Annotated in this window: 11 protein-coding genes and 1 tRNA gene; 8 read left to right on the top strand and 4 right to left on the bottom strand. The window is 41.8% G+C overall.

The features are described 5' to 3' along the window. Positions 1-242 precede the first annotated feature (242 nt). The 3 genes from G564_RS0109870 to G564_RS0109855 all read left to right on the top strand — a co-directional run bounded on the left by G564_RS0109870 (position 243) and on the right by G564_RS0109855 (position 4,364). Positions 243-743, top strand: a complete 501-nt coding sequence (locus G564_RS0109870) for a hypothetical protein (RefSeq protein WP_029037525.1) — start codon at positions 243-245, stop codon at positions 741-743. A 131-nt stretch (positions 744-874) separates the two neighbouring features. Then, positions 875-2,161, top strand: coding sequence for a toxin-antitoxin system YwqK family antitoxin (locus G564_RS0109865; protein ID WP_029037524.1), 1,287 nt, complete (start codon positions 875-877; stop codon positions 2,159-2,161). A gap of 526 nt (positions 2,162-2,687) precedes the next feature. Further along, entirely contained in the window at positions 2,688-4,364 is a 1,677-nt protein-coding gene (locus tag G564_RS0109855; RefSeq protein WP_029037523.1) for a Na/Pi cotransporter family protein, read from the top strand. Positions 4,365-4,630: 266 nt separating this feature from the next. On the opposite strand, the gene G564_RS0109850 is transcribed toward G564_RS0109855, so the two are convergent. Then, positions 4,631-5,059: a CBS domain-containing protein gene (locus G564_RS0109850; RefSeq protein ID WP_029037522.1), complete on the bottom strand. Its 429-nt coding sequence runs from the start codon at positions 5,057-5,059 to the stop codon at positions 4,631-4,633. A 169-nt stretch (positions 5,060-5,228) separates the two neighbouring features. Between G564_RS0109850 and G564_RS0109845 the strand changes: the two genes are divergently transcribed. Beyond that, entirely contained in the window at positions 5,229-6,257 is a 1,029-nt protein-coding gene (locus tag G564_RS0109845; protein WP_029037521.1) for a M28 family metallopeptidase, read from the top strand. Between the two features lie 448 nt (positions 6,258-6,705). Here G564_RS0109845 and G564_RS0109840 read toward each other — a convergent pair. The 3 genes from G564_RS0109840 to G564_RS0109830 form a co-directional block, all read right to left on the bottom strand. Then, a tRNA-His gene (locus G564_RS0109840) sits at positions 6,706-6,781 on the bottom strand. A 63-nt stretch (positions 6,782-6,844) separates the two neighbouring features. After that, entirely contained in the window at positions 6,845-7,561 is a 717-nt protein-coding gene (gene bshB1 / locus G564_RS0109835) for a bacillithiol biosynthesis deacetylase BshB1 (RefSeq protein ID WP_029037520.1), read from the bottom strand. Positions 7,562-7,789: 228 nt separating this feature from the next. Beyond that, positions 7,790-8,962, bottom strand: a complete 1,173-nt coding sequence (locus tag G564_RS0109830) for a trans-sulfuration enzyme family protein (RefSeq protein ID WP_029037519.1) — start codon at positions 8,960-8,962, stop codon at positions 7,790-7,792. 130 nt (positions 8,963-9,092) lie between these two features. On the opposite strand from G564_RS0109830, the gene hutI reads away from it, so the two are divergent. From hutI to G564_RS0109810, 4 genes are read left to right on the top strand one after another with little or no spacing between them, the layout of a single operon-like run. Then, on the top strand, positions 9,093-10,328 hold the full coding sequence (hutI, locus tag G564_RS0109825; protein WP_029037518.1) for an imidazolonepropionase: 1,236 nt from the start codon (positions 9,093-9,095) through the stop codon (positions 10,326-10,328). Then, positions 10,329-11,324: a formimidoylglutamase gene (locus G564_RS0109820; protein WP_029037517.1), complete on the top strand. Its 996-nt coding sequence runs from the start codon at positions 10,329-10,331 to the stop codon at positions 11,322-11,324. After that, the gene (locus G564_RS0109815; RefSeq protein ID WP_029037516.1) at positions 11,317-11,667 is read left to right on the top strand and encodes a DUF1622 domain-containing protein; all 351 of its coding nucleotides are present in this window, start codon (positions 11,317-11,319) and stop codon (positions 11,665-11,667) included. The genes G564_RS0109820 and G564_RS0109815 overlap by 8 nt, the downstream gene beginning before the upstream one ends. A gap of 3 nt (positions 11,668-11,670) precedes the next feature. Then, positions 11,671-12,129 (top strand): GNAT family N-acetyltransferase, encoded by a 459-nt coding sequence (locus G564_RS0109810; RefSeq protein ID WP_029037515.1) that lies wholly within the window; start codon positions 11,671-11,673, stop codon positions 12,127-12,129. Positions 12,130-12,183 lie beyond the last annotated feature (54 nt).

Raw genomic sequence — 12,183 nt, 5'->3', positions numbered from 1 at the left:
GAATAAAATAAAAGTGCTTACAGGCGTAGCCTGAAGCAATTAAAGTATGTAGGTTCCCCCCTCCGGGGATCACCTTTAGGTAATCCCTCTTTCTCGCAAAGAAATTACCCTCACCGTCGAAGGCTAAAATTATCAGGGAGCAGAGAAAAAGTTATATTTCTGTAACAAATTATAGAAAATTCCTACTAAATAATAAAGTCTTTTGCTTAAATGCTTTTGGCGTGTCATAAAAATTTAGAAATATGATCTGGTATAACATTAAAGGATTAGAAGATCTGCTCATAAACGGAAAGCTTTCCGATAAAGTGGCTTTCAATTACCTCTTCATTCATGTCACACTGTTTACTGTGACAGGTTATCTTCCTGAAGGCGACGGACCTTTCTGGGCCACCTGGGCACATTTGATCATAAGTGTAGTGGCAGTGGTCTGGGGAGTTAGAAAGACCTTTCAGATCAACCAGGCAGGAGATGGCAAAGATTACTTTAAACGCTTCATTTCGCTCTCCTTTGTGGCCGCAATTAATACCATTTTTGTGGCATTTGGATTAACTTTCATCCTGGTAATTTTCTACTTTATAGCAGAATACGTTTTTATTCCTTCCAATCAATTTCCGGTTTGGAAAGAGATCATTCAACTAGTTATGTACGCCCTGTTGAATGTTTACTACTTCTACATTCTCATCTCCTCTTTTCGGCGAATAAATGCTGCCGGGGAAAGCACCGGTGCCGTAGAGGTAGCTTAACAAAATTATCTGTGTTGGAAAGAAATCAAAAACAAACCATCAGGATTAACTGTGCTTGCAAAGGGCACATGGTTTATTTATGGAGCTAGCCCGGGCATTACAATTTGTAGTAACTTTTAAAAACCAAAACCATGTTCAAAAATTATTACCTTCCTCTACTCCTTCCAGTTACAGTACTTTTATTTTCCTGCGAAAAAGAAGACAATGTTCCGCCAACCGACTACTCAATTGGATCTACTTCACATTTCGAGCTTATCGATCAACACGAGAACGGCTGGATAAAACAAGGCAGATACCAGCTTTCAGGGAATCCTACCGAAGAATTCGAATATTATGAAAACGGGTATATTAAATCGGCCAAAGTATACGCCAGTTATCCGCAGCACCACCTGTATATGGAAGTTAGCCGTAGTGAAGATAATAAACCGCTCTGGTCCAAATATTATCTACCCGACGGAACTTTATGGTTTGAAACAGAATATAAGAACGGACTTCCTTCAGTAAAGAAAATTTATAGTGAGGAAGGTACGGCCATTCACACCTATACCGATGGAGAGTTGAGTTTGGTTGAATTTACTGCGGCTGATGATAGCAGCACTGCCATCACCTCTTACAATCAACCCGAGGGAAGCCGGAATGTAATCGTTACAAGTAATGGAGAAACTGTTCTTGATGAAAACTATGCTTACCGGGAGCAGGTTGGTGCGGGAATTTACACAGGCACTCAGGTTCCGGTCGCAAATCCTTTTGGTGCTACTGAAACCTCCTACTTTAAAATTAATCAGTCATCTTCCCAAACTCCTTCCTGGGAAAACGATGCCGACCCAATAGCATTTATGTTTCCTTACCGGCTATTCGATGAATACTACAATCCAGGAAATTATTTTGCCACAAGGTTTGCTGTAAGCACTGAACTGTACCAGGCGGTCATTGAACAGTACCCGGTAACCGAAAGAGGTGTATTGATTGGTGGAGGCAAATATGGGGACGGTTATGAGTCCTTTCAAAACAATTGGGAGGTACGGGATTCTCTTGCCAAAGTGTATGATGAAAATCCGGAGCTGTACAAGCTGAAATACGGAAACGAATATGTTGAGAAGGTCGGCTACGGAAAGATATTTTTTGTAGTAGGAGCAATCCGCAATCTGCCTACCGGTGGTAATGTAGCCGATGATATAAAAGATATTGCCCGTAAACATATGGAGGCAATGATTAACGGCAGCACCGGCATCACATCCAAAGAGCAGGAAATTCTTAACAAAGTCTGGTTTGAGGTGAAGGTTTTCTCCACCTTGAAAGAACACCTGCAAGGAGTGGTGATCGATTCTGCTGAGGATTATAAAAATGCCGTTCAGAAAGTCAACGATGCAGAACTTTCGGTAATTCAACTGAAATACAGATCGGTTGATAGTTTATAGAGAGGAAACTTTAAATAGAGCAAAAGTCAAAAGACTTGCTAATTGAAATCATTGCTGTAAGGGAAAAGAATCAAGATCGCTGCGCTTCTGGAATCAAGAGCCAAGACTTTTTTGGTGTTTGATCCTTAGTAGTACTTGATTAATCTATTGTTTTAAAATGGAAAAATCACCAAGATCTAAAGACCACCCCCTATACGGAAAGAAACAACTTCAAACGTACTGTTTTCCAGGCTCCTGATATTCATTTATTTTTAATCGGACAACAATAAATTGAAATCTGCAATCCTGCCCGCCGGGCAGGGTCACGCCTGCTACAATTCTCTTACACCCAGATCTCTCAAGATTCTTAAAACCCTTGAGGTCTGATTTTAAACTCAAATATCATCGACAAGAAAAAGATGCAAATTCCTCTGTGTAGAGGTTAAACAGATCACCTCTTTTTAATTCACGGTTGGAGTGTTAGAAGAAGTTCAGATTAGAGGATATCTTATCCTTTTAATTTATCTTTATAAAGCTTTACTCCACAATGGAAAATACAGGATTTGACTTCTGGATGTTTTTTGCCGGTTTGGGGATCTTCCTCTTTGGAATGCGTCATTTGGAGGATAGCATAAAGGCCCTCGCAGGAAAATCTTTTAAAGACTTACTACAACGCTTTACAAACCGAAGCTGGAAAGGTATTCTCACCGGCACTGCAGTTACCGCAATTCTACAAAGCAGTACAATGGTAACATTATTGGTACTGGCTTTTTTGGGTGGAGGGATTATTGCTCTTAAAAATGCTGTAGGTATAGTTTTGGGAGCTAATCTCGGCACTACCTTCACCGCCTGGATCGTCGCCACCTTTGGTTTTAAACTTGATATAGCAGATTTCTCCTTTCCATTTCTCGCAGTAGGTATTTTGAGTTACCTGTTTCTGGATACAAGACCGTTTCTACGGAATACCGGCGGACTCCTTGTGGGTTTCGGTCTGCTATTCCTGGGACTGGATTTTATGAAGGTTTCTATTGAAAATATCGCTGCCCAAATAGATCTCTCTCAATTCGCGGATTACGGATTGTGGATTTTTTTACTATTGGGCATTTTAATTACTGCCCTTATACAGTCTAGCTCTGCGGTTATAGTCATCATCTTAAGTGCACTTAATGCAGATCTTATTGATATTTATCAGAGTGTGGCGATGGTTATTGGTGCTAATATTGGCACTACCTCCACCCTTATATTTATTTCTATTGGCGGCAATGCAGATACCAAACGACTTATGCTGGCGCACGTGATCTTCAATGTGACAACAGGTATGCTGGTCTTCTTTTTTATAAAACCTCTTGTACATATTACTTATTCTGTTTTTGGAGTTGACGATCCTTTAATTGAGCTTGTACTTCTTAATACCGTTCTTAATGCTTTGGGAATTCTTCTGTTCTATCCTGTTCTCAATCACTTCGGAAAATTTCTCAACAAGCGGTTCAAACATGCTGCACCACCCGGAGAAACACTCTATATAAAGAATATCTCTCCCAAAGTGGCCGATGTTGCTCTCCAGGCCCTGGATAAAGAAATATTCCAGGTCTATACTTATACCGGTAATTATATAACTGAGAATTTTGGCAGAAAGGAAGCAGATAAACCTTTGGAATCCAGGTGGAAAAAACTCTTTGCGAGCGCCGGTGACCTTGCTAAAAAATACGAAAGGATAAAACGTCTTGAGGACGAACTCACCTCCTATTATGCCAGGCTACACCGGGAAAATCTGAGTCCGCAGGAAGCTGAACAATTAACAGCAATAATGATGGGCCTGAGATCACTTATATATAGTGCCAAAGATATCAAAGATATCACCCATAACATTATGTTCATGAGAGAGCAAAACGATCCCATAGCCTCCCGAATCATTCAGGATCTAAGGCAGGTTATTAATCAGAGGCTGGCAGAGATACAGCAGGCACTCGAAACAGAGGAAAATATGGAACAGCCCGAAAAATGGCTGCAGGAAAATGAACAGGCCTACAATAAATTGATCGAGGAACTTTATGAGCATATTAAAACTCACAGTACGGCAGTGCCGGTAAGCACCATGACTAACGTGATCAATCAGTCAATTTCATCTCTAAATAATCTTTGCAGTGCGATAATCTACTGGAAATTCCGGCACGTAAATGCTCTTGACGGAGAGATAAAAGGAGAAGAGGATACTTCATCCTGAATTCCAATACTTTGGTCCGGAAATTTAAAAAACACAACCAATTCCAAAAAATATTTTGGAAGTTAAGAAATTCCCTGCATAACAATAGACAGGAAGAATTGTACTATCAAGAAACTTCCTACAGCTTCTGTTAAATGCAGGTTAAACCCTACAGTAGAGTTATTATTCGTAGGATAAAAAAATTTAAATTGGGAAGCAAAGCATTAGCCTGAAAAAGGCACATAAGTGAGAAGTGTATCCCCCTACAGTACTCTTCTCACTTTTTTCTACCTGTTATGATGTTCTTCAAGATAATACCTTATGACATCAGATGTGGTAACAATACCCGTGAGACAGTCGTCATCCACCACAGGAAGGGCGTGAAATTCATATTCCAGGAAGAGACGGGAAGCTTCGGCCACCGTGGTTTTTGAAGAAATCCATTCCACTTTTTTAGTCATTACCTGTTCTATGGTGAACATATCATAAACAGAAGTCTCTACTTCCTCTCCCTGGGCATCCACTGCATCTGCAAAAGAGATCCTTAACAGATCGTTGAGACTCACCATACCTACAATACGCTCATTTTCTACCACCGGTAAATGCCTTATATGGTTTTTCTTCATCAGTGACTCAGCAGTAGAAAGATCGTCCTTTAAAGAAAGCCGCAGAATGTTCTTTGTCATTATTTCTGAAATGGGGATATCTGTTTTCATAAGGCGAAGATTTAGTCAATCCTGTTCCTTTAAAAATACGACAAAATCCTCTTATTTCTGAATTGTTGAAGCTAATTTTTATTACCTGAAGTAAGGTTTTCAAAGGATAATTCCGAAGTTTCTCAAAATCTATTATCTTGGCTGCCTTATCTTAAACTATAAAACAAAAATGAAAAAAGTATTAATATTTTCTCTTGCTGTAAGTCTTATTGGATGTAAGGCACAGCAGTCGCGGGATATCGGCGATGCAAATCCTATGGAATATGCCAACACCATAACAGCGGGAGAACTTAAGGAACATCTTTACACCTTTGCAAGCGATGAATTTCAGGGAAGGGATACAGGAGAACCCGGACAAAAAATGGCTGCAGAGTATTTAAAAACCGAATACAAAAAACTGGATATTGCTTCTCCATTTGGGGAAGATGACTATTACCAGGAAATTCCCGGCTCCTATTTCACCCGTGGAGAGATCAAGGACACTGAAAACGTGCTGGCATACATTAAAGGCAGCAGTAATCCTGAGGAAGTACTTGTTATTTCCTCTCATTATGATCACGTGGGTGTGGATGCCGAAGGAAATATCTTTAATGGTGCAGATGATGACGGTTCGGGAACGGTAGCCATTCTGGAAATAGCTGAAGCTTTTAAGAAAGCTCAGGCTGATGGATATACTCCCAAAAGATCCATTCTGTTCCTGAATGTCACCGGTGAAGAAAAAGGCCTCGTAGGTTCAAAGTTTTATTCTGAAAATCCTGTTTTCCCACTTGCAAACACAGTTGCCAACCTGAATATTGACATGATTGGAAGAATTGGAGAAGGAATGGAAAGTGCCGGAGATTACGTATACCTGATTGGAAGTGACAGGTTAAGTACCGAACTTCATGAGATAAGTGAGGAAGTAAATAAGAAATACATGAACCTCAACCTGGATTACACTTTTAATGAAGAAAACGATCCAAACAGATTTTACTACAGAAGTGATCACTATCACTTTGCCAAGCATGATATACCAATCATCTTCTACTTTAATGGAGTACACGAAGATTATCACAGGCCAACAGATACACCAGATAAGATAGAATATGACCTGCTTGAGAAGAGAGCAAAACTTATTTTTCTTACTGCCTGGGAAATTGCTAACCGGGAAACAAGACCTTTTGTTGACAAACCAACCTTGACAGAGGCGGCGGAGTAATTCCTGTCGTTACGATAAAAACAAACCTCACACGTCTTTGAGACCTGTGAGGTTTTTAGTTTCCACAACCGCTGTCAGGGTTTGTAACCGCTGACAGGGTTAATCTCACTCCGAAGCTGCGTGAAGTCTGCGACATTGCGTGAGGTCTGCCCCTCGCGCCTATTAAATTCTGACAAAAGTAAAAAGCTCTTGAAGTCCCTGGACTTCTTGTTACAGTATTTTAAATAAGGCTATTACTTCTTATCAAAAGTAGTTTCAACGTCAGGAGACGTTGTTGAGCATTCGACTTTGAAACGGACTGTATAAAGCTCAAAGTCATGAGACTTTGAGCAGCGGAGAAAAAGGTCGGCTGCGCTCAGGACAGGCTTCTCACCCGGTCTTCCACTCTGTTCAAGATTAATTTTTTTGCAAAAAAAAGCTCCTTTGTTTCCAAAGGAGCCTTTAAAACGGGTGGAAGACCGGGTTCGAACCGGCGACCTCCTGAACCACAATCAGGCGCTCTAACCAGCTGAGCTACAACCACCATTTTAATCGGAGGCAAATGTAGCATAAATCCTTTCTTTTACAAAAGAAAAAATTCTCTTTTTTTACTTCAGATCAAACAATGAATCCACCGCCACGTAACGGCTGGTGTTGAATCCTTCAGCATATTCCACATCAATTAATCTGCCTAGATCTCTGGCCCTGTAGCTAATACTGTCGAAAAAATTGCTGCTTGAAATTGGCGTTTCCGGCTCCTCACTGTTCTCATCAAAAAATTGAGATCTGTAGGCTTTTACCGCTTCCATTTTCTTTTCCATAAATCCGCTGACATCCACTACCACATCTGGTTTCAGATTTTTCCACTGAATATAATGAAAGACCTGTTTTGGCCGCCAGGCCTTTTGCGAATTTCCATTGTAAATGGTCTCGATCTTTCTCAGGCCGCTTAAAAAACAAGCATCGTTTGCGAGCTGTGCTCCTTTAGCGTGATCTATATGCCGGTCTTCTATGGCGTTACAGAGCACAATTTCCGGTTTATACCTGCGCAGCACTTTAATGATCTCCAGTTGATGAGCCACATTATTCACAAAAAATCCGTCACTGAACTCCAGGTTTTCACGCATGGATACTCCCAGGATACGGGCAGCATCCTGCGCTTCCTGATCTCTGATTTCGGCAGTTCCCCGGGTTCCCAATTCTCCCCTGGTAAGATCCAGGATCCCGACCTTCTTTCCGCGGGAGATCTCTTTCGCCAGAGTGGCGGCACAACTGAGCTCTACATCATCGGGATGGGAACCTATGGCAAGTATGTCTAATTTCATTATTTTATTTTGTCAATCTTTATTCTCATTCCTTTTCCCGGCTAAAAGTAGCCACAGATACACAGGTATTTTTTATTCTCTGATCACTGACCACTGACCACTCTTTCGCCTTGTGACTCTCTATTTTAGCCACGGATACACGGATATTTTTTATTCTCTGATCACTGAACACTGAACACTGATCACTCAATCAGTCTAGATTCTAGTCTCCAGACTCTAGCATCTTTTCTAAAGCCTCACATCCAGCATATCCTTCCTGGTTTCTTCCAGCGCCTGCTCTATATCTGCAATGAGGTCTTCGGGCTCTTCAATCCCCACAGAAAATCTCATTAGCTGATCGCTTATCCCCTGCTCTTCCCTTTCTTCAGGAGAAAGCAGTCCGTGAGAGGTTTTAGCGGGAGAAAGAATTGTAGATTCCACTCCGGCAAGGCTCATAGATGGCTTTATTAACTTCAGGTATTTCATAAAAGTGGTGGCGTCAAGATCCTTCAGCTCAAAAGAAAGCATTCCTCCAAAGCCTTTCATCTGCTTTTTCGCCAGCTCATGGTCTTCATGCGAAGGCAAGCCCGGATAATAAACTTTTTTCACCAACTCATTTCCTTCAAGGAATTCTGCCAGGTGTTGGGCATTGGCATTCTGTGCTTTCACTCGTATACCCATTGTTTTTATACTCCTTTCCAGAAGCCACACCGTGTAATCACTCAGGCTTCCCCCAAAGTTCTTGGCCAGTTGAAAGACCCGGTCAATGTTCTCGCCCGAAGAGATCACCGTTCCTGCCAGGATATCACTGTGCCCGCCCATGTATTTGGTCGCAGAATGAATTGCCACATCAATTCCAAAATCCAGCGGATTTTGATTCACGGGAGAAGCAAAAGTATTATCTATCATACTTATGAGTCCGTGCTTTTTGGCAAGGTTCGCCACAGCATCCATACCGGTTATAGTAAGCAAGGGATTTGAAGGAGTCTCAATATAGATCACCTTTGTATTCTCTTTTATCTCATCTTCAAAAGCCTGAACAGAAAGATCTTTTGAAAAGCTAAATTCGATCCCGAACTTCTCAAACTCCTCGGTCACCAGATTACTGGTACCACCATAGAGTGTTTTTTGAAGCACCACGTGATCGCCTTTATGAAGAAAAGCGAGAAGGGAAGTACTCACAGCTGCCATTCCGCTGCCAAAAATAAGGGCAGCTTCCCCGTTTTCCAAAGCGGCCATTTTTTGCGCCAGGGCTTTTTGATTGGGAGTATTAAAATATCTGGGATATCTTTTGACCTCCACATCCTCGAAGGCATAAGAGGTTGACATATAGAGGGGTGAAACCGCACCTTTGAAAGTCTCGTCCTTTAGCTCGCCTGTGTGGGTGCAAATGGTATTTATTCCGGGTTTTTTACTGCTCATGATCGTATAAAAAATTCTCCTCTAAGGTAAAAATAATTACTGAAAACACAGGGGTCTCAAAAATACCATTTTTAGCAGCTTATTATTGGAAAGCCTGCGGTTTCTCTCACTTCTTTTCTATATTTACTCTATGAAAACTTTATTTACGAACCTTAAACAGCTTGTACAGGTTAGAGAGGAAACACTTAAGCCTTTAAAAGGCAGTGAAATGAAGGAACTTCCGGTGTTGAACGACGCCTGGCTGCTGGTAGAAGACGGAAAAATAGCCGACTTCGGAAGGATGTCAGAAATTCCCTTTTTTGAAGATGCTACGGAAATAGACGCCTCCGGAAAAATGTTGTTACCCGGTTGGATCGACTCCCACACACACCTGGTTTACGCCGGAAACCGTGAACAGGAATTCGTGGACCGCATCAACGGCCTTACTTATGAGGAAATCGCTGCAAAAGGCGGAGGTATAGTAAATTCGGCTAAAAAACTACAGCAAACTTCTGAAGATGATCTTTATCTGCAATCGGAAAGCCGGCTTAAAGAGGTAATGAAAATGGGAACCACGGCCATCGAGATCAAATCAGGCTACGGCCTTACCACGGAAGCCGAACTTAAAATGCTTCGGGTCATCCAAAGATTGAAGAAGAATTTTGATCTGCCAATAAAAGCTACTTTTCTGGGAGCACACGCGCTTCCGCCGGAATATAAAGAGAATAAGGAGGCTTACATAGACCTGCTCATCAATGAAATGATGCCACAGGTCATGGAAGAAGGACTTGCCGAATATGTAGATGTCTTCTGTGAAAAAGGATATTTCTCGGTAGAAGACACAGACAGAATTCTGGAAGCCGGCAAAAAACTGGGCTTGATCCCCAAGATACATGTGAATCAGTTCAATGCGATTGGGGGAATAAAAACTGCTGTACAACATGGTGCATTGTCTGTAGATCACCTGGAGGTGCTGCAAACAGATGACCTCGATGTACTGGAGGACAGCGAAACGATGCCGGTGGCACTTCCCTCCTGCTCGCTTTTCCTTGGAATTCCCTACACGCCGGCGCGAAAGATCATTGACACCGGATTACCCCTGGCGCTGGCGACCGACTATAATCCAGGCAGCACGCCAAGCGGAAATATGAATCTCGTGGTATCCCTCGCCTGCATTAAAATGAAGATGAATCCCGAGGAAGCTATAAACGCCGCCACCATCAATGCGGCATACGCAATGGGGATTCTTGACACTCACGGCAGTATCACTAAAGGCAAGGCTGCAAATTTAATTCTCACAGAGCCTATCCCTTCCTATGGTTTCCTGCCCTACTCTTTTGGTGCAAATCATATTGATTCGGTTTATATTAACGGAAAAAAGGTGTAGATGAAGGAGCTAAAGCTTTATTCTGAAAAACATCTCTCCCGCTATCTTTCCGTGAGACCTGGTGAGACCAAGCTGGGTGAGAAAGTGCAATTCTGCAACAGTTTCGAAGATCTGGAAAAAACTCCGGCTAAAATTGTCATTTTTGGGATCCCTGAAGATATAGGCGTCCGGGCTAACTATGGAAAACCGGGAACTGCCGGAGCCTGGAAAGAATTTTTGAAGTCATTCCTGAACGTGCAGGAAAATGAATATAATTCAGGTGATAAAATACTGTTACTTGGAGAGATCACCACTTCAGAATTAATGCAAAAAGCCGGAAATATCGATATTTCAGATCCTAATTATGTTCAGAAGCTGGGAGATCTTGTGCTGCAGCTTGACACCATGGTCAGTGAGGTGGTCAAAAAGGTGATTTTAGCAGGGAAATTTCCGGTGATCATTGGCGGCGGACACAACAATGCCTATGGAAATATCAAAGGAGCTTCGGAAGCCTTCAGCAAACCCATAAACGTCCTGAATATCGACGCCCACACCGATCTGCGGAAAACCGATTATCGCCACAGCGGAAACGGCTTCAGCTACGCCTTCAAAAATGGCTTTTTAGAGAGGTATTCCGTTTTTGGTTTACATAAGAATTACACTCCGCATTACATTTTTGAGGAAATGAAACAATCGGAAAATATTCATTTCAACCTGTTGGAAGAACTTCCGAAGCAAGGCAGAGAAAAGACTTTTCTAGAGCATCTGAATTTTGTGAGGAGTGAAAAATTTGGGCTGGAATTGGATTGTGACGCTATTGAGAATTTTCCCAGCAGTGCAGTTTCTCCGGCAGGATTAGGTATGGAAGAGATCCGCAAACTGCTGCAGGAGGTGGCAAATGAAGAAAATTGTTGCTACCTTCATATTTGCGAAGCAATGGCTGCGGAGTATTTTTCCACAGGAAAGGCCCTTAGCTATTTAGTGACCGATTTTCTAAGACACAGAACCTATGCATGAGATCATTAAAGAATACATAGATATTGCAGCTTTAATTATTGAGGTTGCCGGAGTTTTAGTAATGGTTATCGGACCTTTTTTCGCACTTTGGAGGTATTTTTTTGAGCAACATGAAGATGGTAGTACCTACCGCACCTTTCGCCATGATCTTGGAAAAGCAATTCTGCTGGGACTGGAATTTCTTGTAGCTGCCGATATTATTGCCACCGTAAGCACAGCACCAACGATGGAAAATGTGCTGGTTCTTGGAATGATCGTATTGATAAGAACCTTTTTAAGCCTTTCTTTGCAGGTGGAACTCGAGGGAAAATGGCCCTGGCAAAAAAGAGAAATAGGAGAATAATTAATGGAGATTATAGCATACGAACCCAGATTCGCGAAAGATTTCAGGGATCTGAACATTGAATGGCTGGAAAAATACTTTTGGGTTGAACCTCACGATGAGGAAGTTCTTGGAAACCCGGAAAAATACATCATTGAACCCGGCGGCACGATCTTTTTTGTGCGGGATCACAGAAACATTGTGGGGACAGTAGCCCTAATGAAAATAGACGAGGGAATATTTGAGCTTACTAAAATGGCTGTTGTACCGGCTGTACAGGGAAAGAATGTGGGCCAAAGACTTATGCGTTACACGCTCGATTATGCGAGGAGTAAAGGATGGAACAAACTCATCATCTACTCTAACCGGAAGCTCGAAAACGCTATTCATATTTATAAAAAATCTGGATTCAAAGAAATTCCCATTGGAGAAAACAATCCGTACGCCCGTGGAGATATAAAAATGGAACTATCACTTTCTTAAAGTACTATTAAATCAGTGGTAAAAAGATTCATTTTTAGGTAGTTTTATTCAAAC

Source organism: Salinimicrobium xinjiangense DSM 19287, assembly GCF_000423585.1.
GTDB lineage: Bacteria > Bacteroidota > Bacteroidia > Flavobacteriales > Flavobacteriaceae > Salinimicrobium > Salinimicrobium xinjiangense.
This window is presented reverse-complemented; position numbering and strand designations above follow the sequence as displayed.